The organism is Cupriavidus oxalaticus (assembly GCF_038900635.1).
Taxonomy (GTDB): domain Bacteria; phylum Pseudomonadota; class Gammaproteobacteria; order Burkholderiales; family Burkholderiaceae; genus Cupriavidus; species Cupriavidus oxalaticus_B.
Genome location: NZ_JAYMRX010000004.1, coordinates 240,324 through 259,159 on the forward strand (window position 1 = coordinate 240,324; position 18,836 = coordinate 259,159).

General features: G+C 66.5%; 20 protein-coding genes. 6 read left to right on the plus strand and 14 right to left on the minus strand.

Annotation, left to right across the window (positions count from 1 at the left end; translation table 11 throughout):
- Nucleotides 1-15: 15 nt before the first annotated feature.
- A complete protein-coding gene (locus VSR71_RS09620) occupies nt 16-717 on the plus strand; it encodes a nitroreductase (RefSeq protein WP_342913641.1) in 702 nt (233 codons plus the stop codon).
- A gap of 243 nt (nt 718-960) precedes the next feature.
- Here the strand turns inward: VSR71_RS09620 and VSR71_RS09625 are convergent, their stop codons facing one another.
- On the minus strand, nt 961-1,083 hold the full coding sequence (locus VSR71_RS09625) for a hypothetical protein (protein ID WP_342913642.1): 123 nt from the start codon (nt 1,081-1,083) through the stop codon (nt 961-963).
- Between the two features lie 88 nt (nt 1,084-1,171).
- On the opposite strand from VSR71_RS09625, the gene VSR71_RS09630 reads away from it, so the two are divergent.
- The gene (locus VSR71_RS09630) at nt 1,172-2,143 is read left to right on the plus strand and encodes a tripartite tricarboxylate transporter substrate binding protein (RefSeq protein WP_342913643.1); all 972 of its coding nucleotides are present in this window, start codon (nt 1,172-1,174) and stop codon (nt 2,141-2,143) included.
- A gap of 18 nt (nt 2,144-2,161) precedes the next feature.
- Here VSR71_RS09630 and VSR71_RS09635 read toward each other — a convergent pair whose 3' ends face one another.
- Both VSR71_RS09635 and VSR71_RS09640 read right to left on the minus strand, forming a co-directional pair.
- On the minus strand, nt 2,162-2,593 hold the full coding sequence (locus VSR71_RS09635; RefSeq protein WP_342913790.1) for a universal stress protein: 432 nt from the start codon (nt 2,591-2,593) through the stop codon (nt 2,162-2,164).
- Nucleotides 2,594-2,735: 142 nt separating this feature from the next.
- Nucleotides 2,736-3,731 carry a tripartite tricarboxylate transporter substrate binding protein gene (locus VSR71_RS09640; RefSeq protein ID WP_342913644.1) on the minus strand — a complete coding sequence of 332 codons (996 nt, stop codon included), beginning with the start codon at nt 3,729-3,731 and terminating at the stop codon, nt 2,736-2,738.
- Nucleotides 3,732-3,968: 237 nt separating this feature from the next.
- Between VSR71_RS09640 and VSR71_RS09645 the strand changes: the two genes are divergently transcribed.
- On the plus strand, nt 3,969-4,292 hold the full coding sequence (locus VSR71_RS09645; protein WP_342913645.1) for a hypothetical protein: 324 nt from the start codon (nt 3,969-3,971) through the stop codon (nt 4,290-4,292).
- A 73-nt stretch (nt 4,293-4,365) separates the two neighbouring features.
- Here the strand turns inward: VSR71_RS09645 and aceB are convergent, their stop codons facing one another.
- Entirely contained in the window at nt 4,366-5,952 is a 1,587-nt protein-coding gene (gene aceB, locus VSR71_RS09650; RefSeq protein WP_342913646.1) for a malate synthase A, read from the minus strand.
- 51 nt (nt 5,953-6,003) lie between these two features.
- Nucleotides 6,004-6,705, minus strand: coding sequence for a haloacid dehalogenase type II (locus tag VSR71_RS09655; RefSeq protein ID WP_342913647.1), 702 nt, complete (start codon nt 6,703-6,705; stop codon nt 6,004-6,006).
- A gap of 281 nt (nt 6,706-6,986) precedes the next feature.
- Between VSR71_RS09655 and VSR71_RS09660 the strand changes: the two genes are divergently transcribed.
- Together VSR71_RS09660 and VSR71_RS09665 are read left to right on the plus strand one after the other, a co-directional pair.
- On the plus strand, nt 6,987-7,937 hold the full coding sequence (locus VSR71_RS09660) for a LysR family transcriptional regulator (RefSeq protein ID WP_342913648.1): 951 nt from the start codon (nt 6,987-6,989) through the stop codon (nt 7,935-7,937).
- 176 nt (nt 7,938-8,113) lie between these two features.
- Complete coding sequence (locus VSR71_RS09665) at nt 8,114-8,548, plus strand: universal stress protein (RefSeq protein WP_012353026.1); 435 nt, start codon at nt 8,114-8,116, stop codon at nt 8,546-8,548.
- A gap of 81 nt (nt 8,549-8,629) precedes the next feature.
- Here the strand turns inward: VSR71_RS09665 and VSR71_RS09670 are convergent, their stop codons facing one another.
- Nucleotides 8,630-9,391 (minus strand): M48 family metalloprotease, encoded by a 762-nt coding sequence (locus VSR71_RS09670; RefSeq protein ID WP_342913649.1) that lies wholly within the window; start codon nt 9,389-9,391, stop codon nt 8,630-8,632.
- Nucleotides 9,392-9,677: 286 nt separating this feature from the next.
- Between VSR71_RS09670 and VSR71_RS09675 the strand changes: the two genes are divergently transcribed.
- Nucleotides 9,678-10,013 carry a penicillin-binding protein gene (locus VSR71_RS09675; RefSeq protein ID WP_342913650.1) on the plus strand — a complete coding sequence of 112 codons (336 nt, stop codon included), beginning with the start codon at nt 9,678-9,680 and terminating at the stop codon, nt 10,011-10,013.
- 137 nt (nt 10,014-10,150) lie between these two features.
- On the opposite strand, the gene aceA is transcribed toward VSR71_RS09675, so the two are convergent.
- From aceA to VSR71_RS09715, 8 genes are all read right to left on the minus strand, one after another.
- Nucleotides 10,151-11,446 (minus strand): isocitrate lyase, encoded by a 1,296-nt coding sequence (aceA, locus tag VSR71_RS09680; RefSeq protein WP_342913651.1) that lies wholly within the window; start codon nt 11,444-11,446, stop codon nt 10,151-10,153.
- 399 nt (nt 11,447-11,845) lie between these two features.
- The gene (locus VSR71_RS09685; protein WP_342913652.1) at nt 11,846-12,262 is read right to left on the minus strand and encodes a gamma-glutamylcyclotransferase family protein; all 417 of its coding nucleotides are present in this window, start codon (nt 12,260-12,262) and stop codon (nt 11,846-11,848) included.
- 2 nt (nt 12,263-12,264) lie between these two features.
- Entirely contained in the window at nt 12,265-12,762 is a 498-nt protein-coding gene (gene rraA / locus VSR71_RS09690; protein WP_342913653.1) for a ribonuclease E activity regulator RraA, read from the minus strand.
- Between the two features lie 48 nt (nt 12,763-12,810).
- Nucleotides 12,811-14,574: a thiamine pyrophosphate-binding protein gene (locus tag VSR71_RS09695; RefSeq protein ID WP_342913654.1), complete on the minus strand. Its 1,764-nt coding sequence runs from the start codon at nt 14,572-14,574 to the stop codon at nt 12,811-12,813.
- Nucleotides 14,575-14,675: 101 nt separating this feature from the next.
- Nucleotides 14,676-15,926, minus strand: a complete 1,251-nt coding sequence (locus VSR71_RS09700) for an MFS transporter (protein ID WP_342913655.1) — start codon at nt 15,924-15,926, stop codon at nt 14,676-14,678.
- 139 nt (nt 15,927-16,065) lie between these two features.
- The gene (locus tag VSR71_RS09705; RefSeq protein ID WP_342913656.1) at nt 16,066-16,896 is read right to left on the minus strand and encodes a LytTR family DNA-binding domain-containing protein; all 831 of its coding nucleotides are present in this window, start codon (nt 16,894-16,896) and stop codon (nt 16,066-16,068) included.
- 126 nt (nt 16,897-17,022) lie between these two features.
- Nucleotides 17,023-18,186, minus strand: a complete 1,164-nt coding sequence (locus VSR71_RS09710) for a sensor histidine kinase (RefSeq protein WP_342913657.1) — start codon at nt 18,184-18,186, stop codon at nt 17,023-17,025.
- A 9-nt stretch (nt 18,187-18,195) separates the two neighbouring features.
- Nucleotides 18,196-18,591, minus strand: coding sequence for a terminase (locus VSR71_RS09715; RefSeq protein ID WP_342913658.1), 396 nt, complete (start codon nt 18,589-18,591; stop codon nt 18,196-18,198).
- Between the last annotated feature and the right edge of the window lie 245 nt (nt 18,592-18,836).

Below are 18,836 nucleotides of genomic sequence, written 5' to 3' on the forward strand. Positions count from 1 at the left end.
CATCGGAGAACACCCATGCAGCAGTCCCCCGCCAGCGCGCCGTCCGGCTGCGACGTCGATACCCTCGCCCGGCTGATGTCCGAGCGCTATACATGCCGGGCCTACCTGGACCAGCCCGTGCCGGAGTCGGTGATCCGCAGCATCGTCAGCGTGGCGAAGCAAAGCGCGTCGTGGTGCAACGTGCAGCCCTGGCACCTGGTCATCGGTACCGCGGAGACCACCGAGCGATTCCGCGGCGCGCTGGTGGCACACGCGGCCGCCTCGCCCGAGGTCGATTCCGACCTGCCCTTCCCAGAGGAATACCGCGGCGTGCATGCGCAGCGGCGGCAGGAGACCGGCCACCGCCTCTATGAAGCGCTGGGCATCGAGCGCCACGACCGCGAGCGACGCGCCAGCCAGGGCTTCGAGAACTTCCGGCTGTTCGGCGCGCCGCATGTGGCCATCGTCACCATGGCGGCAGACCTGGGGCCGTATGCGGCGGTGGATTGCGGCGGGTTTATCGCTTCGTTCCTGCTGGCCGCGCATGCGCACGGCGTTGCCACCACGCCCCAGGGCGCGCTGGCGCGGCATGCGGGGTTCGTGCGCTCGCACTTTGGCATCGGCGACGACCGCAAGATGATCTGCGCGATCTCGTTCGGCTACGCCGATCCGGCGCATGCGGCGAACGGCTTCCGCACCACGCGTGCGCCGGATGAGGAGATCATGCGGCTGGTGTAGGGATGAAGCGAGGCGGGCTGCGACAACCTGTCAGCTTGCACCGGCTTGCTCCCCTCGCCCGCTTGCGGGAGAGGGGTTGGGGGAGAGGGCAGGCGCATGGCAAGCATGCGTAACGCCCACTTCGTGGAGACTCCGGCCCTCTCCCCCACCCCTCTCCCATAAATGGGAGAGGGGAGACAACACTCGTTGATTTTGACTTTGACAGCAATCTGTAAAAGCCGGCGCATGCCGGCTTGCCGCACATCACCCCGCTTTCGACTTCGCGTCGGTCAACGCGACCAGCTTCTTCCACCGCTCCAGTTCTTCCGGCGCCTTTGCCCGAACCGCCGCGGCATCGGCAATATCGACCTCGAGCCCCTGCCCCATGCAGTAAGTCCTGAAAGCACGACGCAACCACCCCGGTTGCCGCGCTCCCCGGCCGGGCCTATCTTCGACGCAGAACAGAGGAGACGAGATGATCGACAGACGACACTTCCTGCAATCCGCCGCGGCACTGGGCGCCGCGGCTTTCGTACCGCTGGCGCTGGCGCAGCCCTACCCGTCGCGGCCGGTGCGCATCATCGTGCCGGCCTCTCCCGGCACGGCGGTCGACATCACCACGCGCTTTGTCGCCGAGGCGCTGTCCAGGAGCCTGAAAACGCCGGTCGTGGTCGACAACCGCGCCGGCGCCGGCGGCCTGATCGGCACCGACGCGGTGGCCAAGGTGGCCGGCGATGGATACACGCTGCTGTTCGCCGGCGTTCCGCACCTGACCACGCGCTGGTTCACCGACAATCCGGTAACGTTCGACCCGGTCAAGGACTTTGTGCCGATCGCCAGGGTCAGCAGTTCCGCGCTGGGCATCGTGGTCAAGGCCGAATCGCCGCACAAGACGCTCGGCGACCTGATCGCGGCGATGAAGCGCAAGCCGGGCGAGATCACGTTCTCGTCCGGCGGAGCGGGCAGCACCTCGCACCTGTGCTCGGTCATGCTGAACGACCTCACCCGAACCCGTGCCAGGCACATTCCCTACAAGGGCAACGGCCCCGCCGTGACCGACGTGATCGCCGGCCAGGTGGACTTCACCTGCCAGGGCGCGCCGAGCGTGGTGCCGATGATCAAGGCGGGCAAGCTGCGCGGGCTGGCCGTGACCAGCGCCGGGCGCTGGGGCGAGATCCCGGACGTACCGACCACGGCGCAGGCGGGCGTCGCCGACTACCTGGTGGCCTCCTGGATCGGCGCGCTGGCACCGGTATCGACGCCCGCGCCGGTGGTCGAGCGCCTCTCCGAAGAACTGGTCAGGATCGCGCAGTCGCCGGAGTTCAAGGCGTTCTGCGCGAGCCAGTCAATGTACGTCGATATTGCCGACCGCCGCCAGTTCCTCGGCCAGTTGCCGAAGGAAGACGCGCACTGGAAGCGCATCGCGCAGCTGTCGAAGGAATCCTGACTGGCGGATTGCACCAGCTCAGCGGTAGACGAGCACGGGAATCCGGCAGTGCGTGAGGACCTTCTGGGTTTCGCTGCCGACCAGCAGCCCTTCCAGCCCGCGCCGCCCGTGCGACGCCATGAAGATCACGTCACAGCCGTGCTTGGCGGCGGCATCGATGATGCCCTTGTACGGCACCGACGTGCTCATGTCGGTCTGGCAGGTCACGCCAGCCTCGGTGGCCGCCGCGACAACCGCGGCCAGCACTGTGCTGGCCCGCTCGGCCTCATGTTCCTCATACGCCTTTCGCCGCGGATGGCCGGCATCCCCCGAGGACAGGTAGGGATACTCCTCCATGCACGTATACGCCGTCAGCTTCGCACCGCCCGCCTTGACGAAATTGATCGCCGCCGCCATGGCGACCTTGGAAAGCTCCGAGCCATCGGTGGCCAGCAAGATGTGCTTGAACACGATTCCCTCCATAGGCTGCTGATTCTTGGTTGCCGCGGCATGGCGCCGCGGCAAGTTCAGTATGGACAAGAAATCGCCTGGCGGCAGAGCCTGGCGCTCAATTCCGGCGGCCTTGGCCGGCACCGGGACCGGCCTGGCGGGCTCAATTCTCGATCTTGAAGCCGATTTCCTTGATGAACTGGCCCCAGCGCGCATGATCGGTCCGGATCTGCGCGGCAAATGCCTCGGGCGTGACCGCCTGCGCCGGCAGCACGCCAACCCCGGCCAGCCGCTTCTGGTAAGCCGGATCGGCCAGCACCTTGCGCACGGCTTCCGAGACGGCATCCACCGTTGCCTTGGGCATACCCTTGGGCCCGAACAGGGCGAAATAGCCGCTAAGTTGCTCCATCTCCGGGAAACCCAGTTCGCGGAACGTCGGCGCGCCGGGCGCCAGCTCCGAACGTTCCGGGATGGTGGTCGCCAGCACCTTGGTCTTGCCGGCCTGGTACAGCGGCACGCCGGTGGTCAGGCCGTCGATCATCAGCGGCACCACGCCGCCCACCAGGTCCTGCGTGGCGGGCGCCGAGCCCTTGTACAGCACCGGCTCCAGGTTGGTGCCTGCCAGCCGGTTGAACAGCAACGGGCCGAAGTGCGACGACGTGCCCGGGCCGTACGAGGCGGAATGGATCGGCTTGCCCGGATTGGCTTTGGAGTAGGCGATCAGTTCCTTCAGCGTGGAATACGGGGCGTCCTTGTTGGCGGCAAGCAGCACCGGGGCGCGGCCAAGTTCGGCCAGCGCAGTCAGGTCGGTCAGCGGATCGTAGGGCACGCGGTTGATATGGGCGCCCGAGGTGGCGGACGATCCCAGCGTGACCAGCAGCGTCTGGCCGTCGCTCCTGGCGCGGATCACGTCCTGCGTGGCGGGAATGGTGGCGCCGCCAGGCTTGTTCTCCACCACCACCGACTGGCCCGTCACGCGGCCAAGATAGTCGGCAAACAGCCGCGCCACCACGTCCGTACCGCCACCGGGCGGATATGCCACCACCAGCCGGATCGGCCGCGCGGGCCACTGCTGCGCCATGGCGTACGGCGCCACGCCGGCCGTTGCGGCAACGGCTACGGCAACGGCGGCGGTGCCCAGGAACTGTCGACGGTCCATCTCTGAAGTCTCCGCTTTGATGTGGTGGGCCGCGCTGGCGGCGGGTACTTCATATTAGAGAGTGTTGCGGCGCGGGACATGCGGGGTTTTCCAGCATGACGCGATTCCGGATTGCGCCCGGCGACTGGGCTGTCCCCGCGACTTCTTGCTACGCTGCTAGGTAAGCCGCCGTCCCTGCATGCATGCGCTGGTATGAACATTGCAAACTATCGGCTCGGCACGGCCAAAGGAGTGATCATGCAAGAGCTGGCCTTCCGCACCCTGCTGTACCGCTACTTCTTTTTTAACTGGCTGTTCCGCGACGCCAGCCGGGGAAGCCGCGCCGAACGGGCCCACGCCTGGCATTTCAACAAGACGCGAGCGCACTGGCTGCCCACTTATATGCGGCGCTGGCTGTGGTGCGGGGTCTTCTTCTATGCCGCGGGCAGCGTGGTGGAAGGCGTGCTGTGCGCGCCGGTGCTGTCGGCGCTGTTCTATGTGCCGGGCGCGCTCAGCGTGCCGGTCAACGTCATCATCATGGTGCTCTGGGTCGGGCTGAAGACGCTGCCCGGGCCGCTGTGAAAGGAAGCCGGCAATAAAAAACCGCAGCCATCAGGCTGCGGTTCTTGGGTCCAGCCGGAGCAGTGCGGCCCGCTCAGACTTCTTCGTACAGCGGCAGCGTCAGGAACTCGGCGAAGTCCTCCGACGTCGACATCTGCTCGAAGATCTCGGCAGCGCGGTCATAGGTCTTGGTGTCGCCACCAACCAGTTCCTTCACCTTGGCCAGCTCTTCCGGGATCAGCTTGCGCACCAGCTCGGCCGTGACCTTGGTGCCGTCTTCCAGCTTGCCCTTCGGCGAACGGATCCACTGCCACACCTGCGAGCGCGAGATCTCGGCGGTGGCGGCATCTTCCATCAGGTTGTGGATCGGCACGCAGCCGTTGCCGTCCAGCCAGGCGCCCAGGTAGTGGATGCCGACGTTGATGTTCATGCGCAGGCCGTGCTCGGTGATCGGCGTTTCCGGCTTGAAGTCGAGCAGGTCGGCGCCCTTCACCTGCACGTCCGGACGCTGCTTCTCGAACTGGTTCGGCTTGTCGCCCAGCACCGCCACGAATTCCTTCATGGCCGGCTCGACCAGGCCCGGGTGCGCCACCCAGCCGCCATCGTAGCCGTCGGTGGCGTCGCGGCGCTTGTCGCTGATGATGCCTTCCATGGCGATGGCGTTCTTCTCCGGATCGTTCTTGATCGGGATCAGGGCGCTCATACCGCCCATGGCGGGGGCGCCGCGATAGTGGCAGGTCTTGAGCAGCAGCAGCGCGTAGGCGCGCATGAACGGCGCGGTCATGGTGACCTTGGCGCGGTCGGCCAGGCAGAAGTCCTTGTCGTTCTTGAACTTCTTGATGCACGAGAAGATGTAGTCCCAGCGGCCGGCGTTCAGGCCGGCGCTGTGCTCGCGCAGCTCATACAGGATCTCGTCCATCTCGAACGCGGCGAGGATGGTCTCGATCAGCACGGTGGCCTTGATGGTGCCTTGCGGCAGGCCGATTTCGTTCTGCGCCATCACGAAGATGTCGTTCCACAGGCGCGCTTCCAGATGGCTTTCCATCTTGGGCAGGTAGAAGAACGGGCCGGCGCCGCGGGCGATCTGTTCGCGGGCGTTGTGGAACAGGAACAGCGCGAAGTCGAAGATGCCGCCCGAAACGCGCTTGCCGTCGATGGTGACGTGCTTCTCGTCCAGGTGCCAGCCGCGCGGACGCACTTGCAGCGTGGCGATCTTGTCGTTCAGCTTGTATTGCTTGCCCTTGGATTCCAGCGTCAGCGTGCGGCGCACGGCGGCCTTCAGGTTGACCTGGCCCTGCAGCTGGTTGTGCCAGTTGGGGGTGTTGGAATCCTCGAAGTCGGTCATGTAGCTGTCAGCGCCCGAGTTGAAGGCGTTGATCACCATCTTGGCTTCGACCGGGCCGGTGATTTCCACGCGGCGGCATTCCAGCGCCTTGGGGATCGGGGCCACCTTCCAGTCGCCTTCGCGGATGCTTTTGGTTTCCGGCAGGAAATCGGGGACTTCGCCGGCGTCCAGCCGCTTGGCGCGCTCGACGCGCGCGGCCAGCAGTTCCTGACGGCGCGGCTCGAAGGCGCGGTGCAGCTTGTCTACCAGGGCCAGGGCTTCCGGCGTGAGGATATCTTCGTAGGCCGGCAGGATTTCGCCGGTAATCTTCATGCCCGCGGGCAGCGTGATAGCCATCAGTGTTCTCCTGTTAAACGATAGCGATAGCTTTGGTTGTTGGGCGCCCTGCTATGCCGCCACGCCATGGGCGCGGACGAATTCGAGCAGGTCGTTCATGTCGTGCCCGGTGCCGGAGGGGGCTACGTCGAGCCGCTCCGCCGGGTGGCCGGCACGGTTGATCCAGAAGGTGGTGTAGCCATACCAGGTGGCGCCGCAGGCGTCCCAGCCGTTCGACGAGACGAACAGCATCTCCTGCGCTTCCAGCCCGAAGGCCAGCGGCCCCAGTGCATAGGCGGCGGGCGCGGTCTTGTACTGGCGCACCGCATCGACCGACAGCACATGGTCGAACAGGCCATGCATGCCGGCGCTCTTGACCGAGATATCGAGCATCTCGGCGTTGCCGTTGGACAGGATGCCCAGCGGCAGCCCCGCCTTGCGCAGGCGCTTGAGCGCGCCCAGGTTTTCCGGGAAGGCCGACAGGCAGGCGTATTCCTTGAGCAGCTGGGCTTCGGTGGCCTCGTCCAGCGGCAGGCCCAGGCGCTCGGCGGCATAGCGCAGCGCGTCCACGGTGATGGCCCAGAACGGCTTGTAGTGCGCGCCGTCGTGCGCGGCCATGGTGCGGATGCGGGTGTAGTCGATCTGGCGGTCGCGCCACAGCAGCGCCAGCGCCTCGCCGCGGCCCGGGAACAGCTGTTCCGCGCGCGCGGTGACGGAATACACGTCGAACAGCGTGCCGTAGGCATCGAAGACGACTGCGCGGATCTTGTTCATGGGGCGCTGGCAACCTGGTTCTGCAACGTGTGTCGGTGCCGGCCCACAACTGAGTGGCCCTGTACACCGATGAATGCATCGCATTGTAGGGAGACGCTGCACTGCGGCAAAGGTGCCCCGGGTCACTTGATCTTTTACTTTTCGACCACTAATCTTGGCTGACTAAAACGATACTCCGCACTAAATCCTCGCGCATCCGCCGCCATCAGCACCCTGCAACGCATCGGGCGTGACCGGGCCGGCACAAATCGCGCGAGGCGGGCACTATTCGGCGAACATTTGTGGACCATTTCAAACAGCTGGAGACTTTTGTATCCGTCGCCTCGCGCGGCAGCCTGTCGGCGGCGGCAGCGGCGGAAGGCGTGGCGCCGGCCATCATCGGGCGCCGCATCGATGCGCTGGAAGAGCGGCTGGGCGTGAAGTTGCTGGTACGTACCACGCGCAAGATCAGCCTGACCTTCGAAGGCTCGGCCTTCCTGGAGGACTGCCAGCGCATCCTCAACGACCTGCACAACGCCGAGGCCAGCGTCTCGGCCGGCGGCGTCAAGGCCAGCGGCCACCTGCGCGTGACCGCGCCGGCCGGCTACGGCCGCAAGCACGTTGCGCCGCTGGTGCCGCTGTTCATTGAATCGCACCCGGACGTATCGATCACGCTGGACCTGTCCGACCGCGTGGTCGACCTCGTCAATGAAGGCTTCGACTGCGCGATCCGGCTGGGCGACCTGCCCGACTCCAGCCTGGTGTCGATCCGGCTGGCCGAAACGCGGCGCGTGGTGGTGGCCTCGCCCGACTACCTGGCCCGCGCCGGCCGCCCCAACACACCGGACGACCTGCAGCGGCACAACTGCCTGGCCTTCGGCGCCAGCGCCAACGTGCAGCGCGGCTGGGTATTTACGGAAGACGGGCGCTCGGTGACGGTCAAGGTGGGCGGCACCATGGAATGCACCGACGGCGCGGTGCTGCACGAGTGGTGCCTGCAGGGCAACGGCCTGGCGTGGCGCTCATGGTGGGAAGTCGGCAACGAAATCGCCAGCGGCCGGCTGGTCACGGTGCTGGACGAGTTCCAGGCGCCGCCGATCGGCATCCATGCGGTGTTCCCGCAGCGCAAGCACCTGCCGCTGCGGGTGCGGCTGTTTATCGACCACCTGAAGAACACCTACGGCAACCCGGCCTACTGGCGCCGCGCGGAGCAGGCGGCATTCGTGCCGGCGGCAGCGGCGCTGGCAGGCTGACAGCCAATGCCAGGGCTCCGGCTAAGGCACTTTTGTTGCAATTGATTTTGCACAATGCCGTACTCGGCACCCCCTGACTACAATGGATTCAGACAGGCGCTTTGAGCCGCCCGGCATCGCCCACCGGCGCCGGGCGGCAGCCCTGCCCCCTTCCCTGGTCAGAAAAGGAGCCCCGCATGTTCCAACACATCCTGCTACCCACCGACGGCTCGGAACTCTCCAAAAAAGCCATCAACGGCGGGCTGGAACTCGCCAAGGCCATCGGCGCGCGCGTCACGGCCTATGTCTGCCTGGAGGAGTATCCCTACACCCCGTTCAGCGAAATCGTGGTCGAGGCGCCGCAGGCCTTCAAGGACCGCATCGAGAACCAGGCCAAGCTCTACCTGAAGGAAGTCGAGAACCTGGCGACCGCGGCCGGCGTCACCTTCGACGCCGACATGTCGACCTTCGCCGTGCCCTACCTCGGCATCATCGACGCTGCCGAGCGCCATGGCTGCGACGTGATCTTCATGGCGTCGCATGGCCGGCGCGGCCTGTCCGGCCTGCTGCTCGGCAGCGAAACGCAGAAGGTGCTGACGCATACCGATATCCCGGTGATCGTGTATCGCTGACCCCCGACCTGCTGTGGCAGAAAGCACAACGCCCGCACCGGGCTCTCCGGTGCGGGCGTTGTCATGGATGCTGCCGGTAGCTTATGAAGCCTTGCGGATCCGCTCCTCAATATGCCTGGCGCGGTCATCCGAACCCGGGTGCGACGAGAACATGCCCGACTTGCCGCCATCGAGCTTGGCCAGCTTCTGGAACGCCGTCACCAGGCCGCGCGTGTTGGCCTTGTTCCTGGTCAGCAGGTCGAACGAATAGTCATCGGCCGCGCTTTCCTGCGACTGCGAGAACTGCGCATTGATCAGCTTCTCGCCCAGCTCGCCCAGCTGCGACGACGACAGCGCAGCCACCGCGCCGTTGCCTGCCGACGCGGCCGCGCCACGCGCGGCGGTTGCGGTGTAGGCAACCTGCATGGCCTTCCTGGTGTGGCCCAGCGCGACATGGCCCAGCTCGTGGCCCAGCACGCCACGCACTTCATCGTCGGTCATCATGTCCATCAGGCCGCTGTAGACGCGCACGCAGCCGTTGGCCATGGCCCACGCGTTGACGTCCTTGGTCAGGTACACCTTGGCGTTGACGTTGGGCACGTTGCTGCCATTCAGGCCGCTCATGATCTTGGCCAGGCGCTTGCCGTAGGTGGTGTTGGCGCCGGCGATCTTGTTGGTCCTGTCCGATTCGGCGCAGGCCTGGTCGGACAGGCTCTTGACGTCCGCGTCGCTCAGCGTCGCGGCCTTGGCCAGCGACGAGCCGGCGGACACCATGCCGTCGATGTTGGTGGGCATGCCGCCGGAACAGCCGGCCAGCAGTGCGGCCGCGACGGCGCAGGTAGCGAGAGAGAGTGATGCTTTCATGATGTTGTTCTTGGTGGAAGCTCGGAAAGTGCCGACAAAGGCCGGGGCACTTTATGGCATCCACTTTCTGACCGCATCACCCAAATGCAATAAAACGTCAGATATGACAATTTATTGCATTTCGCGCATTGACTGCTGCCCGGACCCTCCGCGGCGCACCCGCCGAGTTCGCGTGGAATCTTCGCCAATGTCGCCCTAATCTTGTGGCAGGGCGATCAGCGAGTGGAAATTCGCAAAAAGTCGCAGCGCTTACATTTTCGGTCGGGGGCTGACGGAAGGTGTCATCATGCGACTCTCATTTGTAGCCTGCGGCGGCATCCTGGCGCTTTCGGCATGTGCCTCCTGGGATGGAACCGGCGCCTTTACGGTCATGACCCCGGCCAGCTTCGATCGCACCTTCGCCGCTGCAGCAGGGGCCATGCACGACCAGGGACTGGCGATCAGCGTCGAGGATCCGGTCAGGGGCGTGGTTGTCGGCAGCCTGGAAAGCCGCGCGGTGATGGCCGGCGTGGATCAGCTGGCAGACGGCCACGTGCGGGTGACATTCGACAGCCTGGGTGAAAACGATCCAGCGTTGATGGCGCGCATTTCGGGCAGCTACGACCGCCGCATGGGGCGTTAGGCCGCGTCTGCGCCGGCGTTGAAAAAAAAAGCGCGCCGTCCCTGAGAGAAGAACGGCGCGTCGCCTAAAAAGGAGGGCGTGATGGTCGCACGCCCCCCGATCCGCCGGACCCACTAGCCGGCGGGTGACCAGGAGAGTCAGGCCACTTTCTTGTCTTCGAAGAACTGCTCGTCTTCGGTCGAACCCTTCAGCGCGGTCGTCGACGACTGGCCGCCTTCGATGGTCTGGGTCACGGCGTCGAAGTAACCGGTGCCGACTTCGCGCTGGTGCTTGACCGCGGTGAAGCCCTTCTCGGCCGCCTTGAACTCGGCCTCCTGCAGTTCCACGAAGGCGCTCATCTGGTTGCGGGCGTAGCCGTAGGCCAGGTTGAACATCGAGTAGTTCAGCGAGTGGAAGCCGGCCAGCGTGATGAACTGGAACTTGTAGCCCATCGCGCCCAGTTCCTTCTGGAACCTGGCGATGGTGGCGTCGTCGAGGTTCTTCTTCCAGTTGAACGAGGGCGAGCAGTTGTAGGCCAGCATCTTGCACGGGAACTTGGCGTGCACCGCTTCGGCAAACTTCTTGGCGAACTCGAGGTCCGGCTTGCCGGTTTCGCACCACACCAGGTCAGCCACTTCAGCGTAGGCCAGGGCGCGCGAGATCGACTGCTCCAGGCCGTTGCGGACGCGGTAGAAGCCTTCCACGGTGCGCTCGCCGGTGCAGAACGGCTTGTCGTTGTCGTCCACGTCCGAGGTCAGCAGGTCGGCGGCCTCGGCGTCGGTACGGGCGATCACCAGGGTCGGCACGCCCGAGACATCGGCGGCCAGGCGGGCAGCGGTCAGCTTGGCGACGGCTTCGCGGGTCGGCACCAGCACCTTGCCGCCCATGTGGCCGCACTTCTTGACCGAAGCGAGCTGGTCTTCGAAGTGAACGCCGGCGGCGCCCGCTTCGATCATGGCCTTCATCAGTTCGAACGCATTCAGCACGCCGCCGAAGCCGGCTTCTGCGTCAGCCACGATCGGGGCGAAGAAGTCGGTGTCGCCCTTGCCTTCGCTCCACTGGATCTGGTCGGCGCGCTGGAAGGTATTGTTGATGCGCTTGACGACCTGCGGCACCGAGTTGGCCGGGTACAGCGACTGGTCGGGGTACATTTCGCCGGCCAGGTTGGCGTCGCCGGCAACTTGCCAGCCCGACAGGTAGATGGCCTTCAGGCCGGCCTTCACTTGCTGCATGGCCTGGTTGCCGGTCAGCGCGCCCAGCGAGTTGACGAACGGCTCGGTATGCAGCAGGTTCCACAGCTTCTCGGAACCGCGGCGGGCAAGGGTATGCTCGACCTGGACCGAACCACGCAGGCGCACGACGTCTTCGGCGGTGAAGTTGCGCTTGATACCCTTCCAGCGGGGATTGGTATCCCAGTCCTTTTGCAGAGCCTGGATCTGTTCTTGGCGGTTCATGGTCACTCTCCTGAAGATGCTGGGATGGCTGAGAATCTCTTGATCACCTGCCTTGGGGCGCCGCCTGTGGGAGGCGTTTTCTGCGTCTCATGTCATGTGTCTTATATAAGAGTGTAGGGAAAGCTCCCGCGTCGCAACAACCCTGAACTGAAGTTGTCGCTTAGTTTTTTTATTCAATTAATTCAACGACTTGAAAACTTTATTTCACGATACGGGACATAATATTTCATCATGAGAAATGGTGTTGTGCTTCGCAAACCATGTATTTTTGCGGTCCGCAACACCTTTCCACATTGTGAAAATTCGGCAGGGATGGCATGCATGCACTGCCCACCATGCGATCCAAAATAAAACGGCGCCACAAGGGCGCCGCTACGGGATGGCTGCGTGGGGCAGTGTTCAGGCACTGGCGGGGTCGCGCGCGCGGCGATAGGCTACCCAGTCACCGCTGCCAATGTGCGGCAACGTAGCCACGGCGGCTGCCGCCACCGGATACAGCAGGCACGCGACGGGCTTGCCATCCTGCTGCACTGCGCATTCCTCGCGCACGAACAGCGTAGCCTGACCCGGATAGACCTCTTCGATCTCGTCCAGGACCGGCAGCAGCGCCTCGGCAATGTCGTAGATATCCCCGACCACCGGCCCGGCCGCGGCATCCAGCACCAGGCCGGGGTAGGTGCCGAAGTCATAGAGCCGGCCCGCAACCGTTGCCGTGCCCAGCAGCGTGGGCGCGGCAATGCCATGCCGCTGCGCGGCCGCATTCAGGTCGTTGACCTCGCCGGCGCGCAGTGTGCCGTAGACAAAGACGCGCGGCATGCTCAGCCCTCCAGCTTTTGGTCCGAGACCAGCACGCCGTCGGCGTCCACGTAGATCCAGTTGCCCGGACGCACGACCGCGCCGGGCATCTGCACCATGACTTCGCTTTCGCCGACGTTGCGCTTCTGGCTTTTCTGAGGATGCGGGGCGAGCGCGCGGATGCCGATGTCGCACACATCCAGCTCGGCGCTGTCACGCACGCAGCCGTTGACGACGATGCCGGCCCAGCCATTCTTCTCGGCCAGCAGGCCGAGGTTGCCGCCGACCAGCGCGCAGCGCAGCGAGCCGCCGCCGTCGATCACCAATACCCGGCCCTGGCCCGGCGCTTCCAGCACCGTGCGCACCAGCGAGTTGTCTTCAAACACCTTCAGCGTCGCGGCCGGGCCGGCAAAAGCTTCCTGCTTGCCCCAGGCGCGGAACACCGGCGCCATCACGCGCAGGGTGCCGGCCGCGAGGCGGTCTTCATGGGCGTCGCACAGGTCGGTGGTGACAGGCTTCATCAATGGTCTCCTGATGGATGGTATGAATCCGTTGCGGCCGCGCCGCGCTCAGCGCTGCCCGCCGGCCAGCGCCTGCGCGCGGATCGCGCTGAGGGTGGTGCGCGGCGTGATCACGTCAGGATCGACGCGAATCTCGATCAGCGTCGACACCGGCGCTTCCAGCGCGGCGCGCAGCGCGGGGGCGAAGGCCTCGGTCGTGGTCACGGTCTCGCCGCGCGCACCATAGGCGCGCGCCAGCGCGGCAAAGTCGGGGTTGTGCAGCTCGGTGCCCGATACATGGGTCGGGTATTCGCGTTCCTGGTGCATCCGGATGGTGCCGTACATGCCGTTATTGACGACGATGAACACCACCGGCGCCTGGTACTGCATGGCGGTAGCAAGTTCCTGGCCATTCATCAGGAAGCAGCCGTCACCGGCCAGCGCCACCACGGTGCGATGCGGGAAGGCAATCTTGGCGCCGACCGCGGCCGGCACGCCATAGCCCATCGCGCCGCTGGTCGGGGCCAACTGGCCGCGACCGCCATTGCGGAACGGGCGATAGCGGAAATAGCGGTGCAGCCAGCTGGCGTAGTTGCCGGCGCCGTTGGTGACCACCGCATCGTCCGGCAGCATCTGGTCGAGTGTGCGGATGACTTCGGCCATGTCGACACCCTCCCCCGCAAACGCGGGCGGCTGCAGGTAGCGCTCGTAATCGGCATGGGCGGCCTCGGTCCAGGCCTGCCAACGCGGCGCTGCCGCGGGCTCCAGCGCGGCCAGCCGCGCGGCGATGGCCGGCATCGAGGCGTGGATCATCAGGTCGGCCTGGTAGACGCTGCCCAGCTCCTCGGCACCGGCGTGCACATGCACCAGCGTCTGCGCGGGCCGCGGCGCGGCGATCAGCGCGTAGCCGCCGGTGGTCATCTCGCCCAGGCGCGGGCCGATGGCCAGCACCAGGTCCGCTTGCCGGATGCGCTCGGCCAGCGCCGGATTGATGCCGATGCCGACATCGCCGGCATAGTTGGGATGGCGGTTGTCGAACAGGTCCTGCCCGCGGAAGGCGCAGCCGACCGGCAGCGCGAAGCGTTCGGCGAAGGCCTGCAGGTCGGCGCAGGCCTGCGGCGTCCAGCCGCTGCCGCCGGCCAGCACGAAGGGCCGCTCGGCGGCTTCCAGCATTTGCTGCAGGCGCGCCATTTCGGGATCGCCCGGCCAGCTCAGCACGCGCTCATAGCCACGCAGCTGCGGCACCACCGCCGACTGCGCCAGCATGTCCTCCGGCAGCGCCAGCACCACCGGGCCGGGCCGGCCCGAGGTGGCGGTCTGGTAGGCGCGCGCGATGTATTCCGGGATGCGCTCGACCCGGTCGATCTGCGCCACCCACTTGGCCATCTGGCCGAACATGCGGCGGTAGTCGATTTCCTGGAAGGCTTCGCGGTCCATGAAATCGGTGCCGACCTGGCCGATGAACAGGATCATCGGCGTCGAGTCCTGGAAGGCGGTATGCACGCCGATGCTGGCATTGGTGGCGCCAGGGCCGCGCGTGCAGAAAGCCAGCCCGGGACGGCCGGTCAGCTTGCCGTAGGCTTCGGCCATGACCGCGGCGCCGCCCTCCTGCCGGCAGACGATAAAGCGCAACTGGTCCCGGCGGCGATGGAAGCCGTCGAGCACCGCCAGGTAGCTTTCGCCCGGCACGCCGAAGGCCAGCTCGGCGCCGTGCGCCAGCAGCGCGTCGACCAGGATATGGCCGCCCAACAGCGGGCCACCCGACAGCGGCGCGCCGCTGGCTTCGTGCGAATGGGCAGTGTCAGGGTTCGAATGGCCCGGCGTGGCAGTCATGGAAACATCCTCGAGGCAGGCTGGAACAATGCGGGACGCGCAAAAGACCGGCAAACAAGCAGGCAAACCAGGCAGGCAATGCCGGCCGGCGCCGGCCCGGTTCAGGCTGCCGTCGCCGCAGCACCGCGGCGCGAGCGGTTGCCGTTGCCCACCGTCACCGCGGTAAAGATCGAGATCAGCTGGAAGCCGCCGATCATGAAGAACACCCAGGCAGGCAGCCGCGCGTCCATCAGCGCGCCAAAGAACAGCGGCCCGCAGGCCAGCCCGATGTCGAGGCCGGAATAGACCACGCCATAGACACGGCCGGTGGCGCCGGCGGGGGCAGCGGCACGCACCAGCATGTCGCGCGACGGGCCGGCGGTGCCGGCGCCAAACCCGATCACCCCCATCAGCACCGGCACCAGCAGCGCCGGGAAGAGATTCAAGCCGACCAGAATGGCAATCAGGCCGGAGACAGTAAAGCTGATGGCGATGAGCCGGTCATGGTTGCTGGTGCGGCTGGCGGCAAAGCCGCCGACGACCATGCCGCCGGCGCTGCACAGCATGTAGATGGTGTACGAAGCCGTGGCCAGCGTGAACGGCATGCCGTACAGGTAGGTCAGCGCGGTCGGCGCAAAGCTCTGGATGCCCGCTGCGGAGAACGTGGTCAGCAGGAAGAACGCCCAGCACACCCACACCTGCGGCAGCCGCAGGAAGCCCAGCAGGCTGCCGCCGGCGGCCTTGGCGGCGGGCCGGCCCACGGCGCCGCGCATCTCGCGCGGGTCCAGCACGTGGCGCAGCACCACCAGCACGGCCAGCACCGCGAACGCCACGACCGAGGCCGCCGCCAGCGCCACGCGCCAGCTGGCCAGGTTGGCGATGGTGACCAGGAACAGCGGCGCCGCCGCCCAGCCCAGGTTGCCGGAAATGCCGTGTACCGAGAAGGCGTGGCCCAGCCGGGGCTGCGACACGTGCTTGTTCAGCAGCGTGAAGTCGGCCGGATGGAACACGCCGTTGCCGAGCCCCGCCACCGCCGCGCCAGCCAGCAGCGCGGCATAGCCGTTGCTGGCCGACAGCAGCAGCGCCGCGCTGCCCAGGAAGGCCAGCCCGGCAAACAGCACCGGCCGCGCGCCGAAGCGGTCGACCACGAAGCCTGAGGCGGTCTGCACCACCGCCGACACGGCGAAGAACACCGTCATCAGCAGGCCCAGCTCCGCATAGCTCAGGCCGAACTCGGTCTTGATCCACGGGAACAGGGGCGCCAGCAGCAAGTGATAGAAATGCGAGACCCCATGCGCCAGCCCGACCAGCCCGATCACCTGGGCATCATGGCGAAGCGGATTGCGGGCGGGATCGATGGCGGCGGTAGACATGGCGCGGGCGGAAGGTGCGGTAGCGGGCTGCGGCGGAGAGATTCGGCAAGCCGGAAAAAATGCGGGCCGAAGCCCGCATCATAGAGGAAAACCGCGCCACGCTGCAGCCGGGTGGCGGCTGCGCCGCTCGCCGCAAACCCTACATCTGCTTGAACAGGTGCGCGTACTGGCGCGCCACCGGCAGCAGCTCGGGCCGGTCGCGCAGCCGCAGCGACAGCCGCCCCAGAGACTGGTTGACCGCGCTGGCCACGCAGTCGATGTTGACTACCGTGCCGCGGTGGACCTGCCAGAAACGCTCCGGGTCCAGTTGCTGGGTCAGTTCGCGCAGGCTGGTGCGGATCAGCGCCTCGCCGGCGCTGGAGACCACGTTGACGTACTTGTCGGTGGCTTCCAGGTAGATCACCTCGTCGACCGGGATGATGCGGACCTCCTGCCCGACCAGCGCCTTGATAAAGCGCAGGTACTGGCGCTGCGCCGCGCCGCCGGGCGTGGCGTGCTCGAGAGATTCGAGCCGCGCCAGCAGCTGCCCAAGGCGGTCGGTGTCCAGCGCGGCCGCCTCCGCCTCGTCGCCTGCCTGGTCGTCTTCCGTGTCCGCCATCACCTGCAGGCGTTCCTTGAGGCGGCATACGGTCGCCTCCAGCCGCTCGCGCTGCACCGGCTTGAGCACATAGTCGACCGCCGCGCGCTCGAAGGCTTCCAGCGCGAACTGGTCATAGGCGGTGACAAAGACCACCAGCGGCGGGATATCGAACTCGATCAGCTCGCGCGCGACGTCCATGCCGCTCATGCCCGGCATGCGGATATCCAGGAAGACCACGCGCGGCTGGTGCTCGCGCGCGGCGGCCAGCGCGGCCATGCCGTCGTGCACGACCGAGACGATACGGGCCTCGGGCCACAGCGACTTCAGTTCGGATTCCAGCACGCGCGCCAGCAGCGCTTCGTCGTCGGCGATCAGAAGGGTCGGGGTCATGGGGGCGAGGTGGGGGCGAGGTGGGGGCGAGGTTGGGGGCAGTGAAGAAATTTGCGGCGATGCCGCGGGCGCCGCCCTAGGCAGCGCCGGTGGTTGTCTTCGCGCAGGCTTTCGCCAGCAACGCGTTCAGGTCCGCTGGATGGCCGGCGCCGACACCGGCATGCTCTCCGACACCGTGACCGTCCGCGTCAGGGTCGGCGCCTCGACCGGGCGCACCAGCGGCAGCGTCAGCCGCACCACCACACCGCGCGGCGTGTTCTCTTCCATCTGCATGCTGGCGGCGGCCCCGAAGATCCGCGCCAGCCGCTCGCGCACATGGGTGATGCCCAACCCCGAGCCCTTGCCCGAGGCATGACCGAAGCCCACGCCGGTATCGGCAATGATCACCTGCACCGCATCGTCGCCGGCGGCGCGCGCCGACAGGCGGATATGGCCGCCAAACATGCACGGCTCGATACCGTGCGTCACCGCGTTTTCCACCAGCGGCTGGATCAGCATCGGCGGAATTTCGACCTTGGCCAGCTCGCGCGGCAGGTCGACGTCATAGGACAACCGCTGCCCGAAGCGCATGCCCTGGATATCCAGGTAGCTGCGCAGCAGTTCGAACTCCTGTCGCAGCGTGCATTGCTCGGCGCGGGTGTGGGCCAGCGACATGCGCAGGAAGCCGATCAGGCGCTGCAGCAACTGCCGCGCGGCGGGCGGGTCGGTGGCGATCAGGCCATCGAGGTTGGCCAGCGAGTTGAACAGGAAGTGCGGCTCGATCTGCGCCTGCAGCGCCATCAGCTGCGCGCGTACCAACTGCTTTTCGGCTTCCTCGCGCTGCAGCGCGTCGAGCGCGGCCTGGCGCTCCAGGTAGGCAAGCTTCTCGCGCGACCAGTAGAAATAGATCATCGACGCCGATGCCAGCATGCCAACCACCAGGCACATGCGCAGCATGTCGCCGGTTTCGGCGACTGACTTGGGCGGCAGGTCCAGCGCCACGCGCGTGGCCCAGCCGCCGATCACCACGCCGGTCGGTACCGCGGCGGCGGCCAGCAGCAGGAAGGGCCAGCGCCGCGGCCGGTCGTTCCACCAGATGCCGACGCGGGGGATATCGATCAGCAGCCAGATCGACAGGCCGATCAGCTGGCTGTAGACAAAGTTGTGCCAGAGCGTGCCGCCGGTCTGGAAACCGTAGTTGAGGCTGACGGCAATGACCGTGTTCATGCAAAGCACGAACAGCAGGTCACGGCCGAGGATGGTGAGCCGCGACGGGGGCGCGGTGGCGACGGTGGAGAAGCAGCGGTTCATGGCGGTATGTTAGCGCTGGCTGGTCTCGGCGCAATCCCCCGAGGTGACGCGCGTGCCACACTCACCGGTCAGCGCACGCCACCATTGCCCTGACAGCACATAGCGCGGGAAGGTGATCCATTGCTCGGCGAAGATACGTCCGGCGATGTCCGCCGGCCCGGCAAACGGCTCCGGCGCGTTGGCCTCGAGCCGGTGCCCTCGCCCCTGCAGCGCCAGCGACATGCCCATGCACACCAGCCCCAGCGCGACCGCGGGCAGGCTCAGCCGCAAGATGCCGTAGGCGCCCAGCACCGTGCCCGCCATGAACATCGGCACGGCCACGATATGCAGCAGCAGGTTGCGGGGATGCTGGTGGTTGCGGCCATAGCCGCGCCACTGCCAGCGCAGCAGCGGTTCATCACGCATGATCGTCTCTCTCCCTTGCCCTTTCTTGCCCACCTTCCTTGCCCGGTCTAGGGGCGGAGGGGCAGCCGCGCGCAATATCTGTTGCACTGCGGAAAAGCGCCGCGCAAGTCGAACTCCGGATGCTAATGACAATGCGCGGCACGTGCAGGGACTTTACCCTTCACCCGGGCGCGAAGAAAGCCTGTTGCGACGAACGGTGGAAACGGGGCGCGAACGGCACCGTGCGGGGGCAGACGGCGCGCGCG

What these genes read in the sequence shown, in the direction of transcription:
- VSR71_RS09715 (WP_342913658.1), bottom strand. Translation starts at nt 18,591, where the DNA reads ATGCGTGATGAACCGCTGCTGCGCTGGCAGTGGCGCGGCTATGGCCGC.
- VSR71_RS09625 (WP_342913642.1), bottom strand. Translation starts at nt 1,083, where the DNA reads ATGGGGCAGGGGCTCGAGGTCGATATTGCCGATGCCGCGGCGGTTCGG.
- VSR71_RS09710 (WP_342913657.1), bottom strand. Translation starts at nt 18,186, where the DNA reads ATGAACCGCTGCTTCTCCACCGTCGCCACCGCGCCCCCGTCGCGGCTC.
- VSR71_RS09685 (WP_342913652.1), bottom strand. Translation starts at nt 12,262, where the DNA reads ATGCCGCGCGTCTTTGTCTACGGCACACTGCGCGCCGGCGAGGTCAAC.
- VSR71_RS09705 (WP_342913656.1), bottom strand. Translation starts at nt 16,896, where the DNA reads ATGACCCCGACCCTTCTGATCGCCGACGACGAAGCGCTGCTGGCGCGC.
- VSR71_RS09695 (WP_342913654.1), bottom strand. Translation starts at nt 14,574, where the DNA reads ATGACTGCCACGCCGGGCCATTCGAACCCTGACACTGCCCATTCGCAC.
- rraA (WP_342913653.1), bottom strand. Translation starts at nt 12,762, where the DNA reads ATGAAGCCTGTCACCACCGACCTGTGCGACGCCCATGAAGACCGCCTC.
- VSR71_RS09670 (WP_342913649.1), bottom strand. Translation starts at nt 9,391, where the DNA reads ATGAAAGCATCACTCTCTCTCGCTACCTGCGCCGTCGCGGCCGCACTG.
- VSR71_RS09630 (WP_342913643.1), top strand. Translation starts at nt 1,172, where the DNA reads ATGATCGACAGACGACACTTCCTGCAATCCGCCGCGGCACTGGGCGCC.
- VSR71_RS09665 (WP_012353026.1), top strand. Translation starts at nt 8,114, where the DNA reads ATGTTCCAACACATCCTGCTACCCACCGACGGCTCGGAACTCTCCAAA.
- VSR71_RS09640 (WP_342913644.1), bottom strand. Translation starts at nt 3,731, where the DNA reads ATGGACCGTCGACAGTTCCTGGGCACCGCCGCCGTTGCCGTAGCCGTT.
- VSR71_RS09620 (WP_342913641.1), top strand. Translation starts at nt 16, where the DNA reads ATGCAGCAGTCCCCCGCCAGCGCGCCGTCCGGCTGCGACGTCGATACC.
- VSR71_RS09675 (WP_342913650.1), top strand. Translation starts at nt 9,678, where the DNA reads ATGCGACTCTCATTTGTAGCCTGCGGCGGCATCCTGGCGCTTTCGGCA.
- aceB (WP_342913646.1), bottom strand. Translation starts at nt 5,952, where the DNA reads ATGGCTATCACGCTGCCCGCGGGCATGAAGATTACCGGCGAAATCCTG.
- VSR71_RS09645 (WP_342913645.1), top strand. Translation starts at nt 3,969, where the DNA reads ATGCAAGAGCTGGCCTTCCGCACCCTGCTGTACCGCTACTTCTTTTTT.
- VSR71_RS09700 (WP_342913655.1), bottom strand. Translation starts at nt 15,926, where the DNA reads ATGTCTACCGCCGCCATCGATCCCGCCCGCAATCCGCTTCGCCATGAT.
- aceA (WP_342913651.1), bottom strand. Translation starts at nt 11,446, where the DNA reads ATGAACCGCCAAGAACAGATCCAGGCTCTGCAAAAGGACTGGGATACC.
- VSR71_RS09655 (WP_342913647.1), bottom strand. Translation starts at nt 6,705, where the DNA reads ATGAACAAGATCCGCGCAGTCGTCTTCGATGCCTACGGCACGCTGTTC.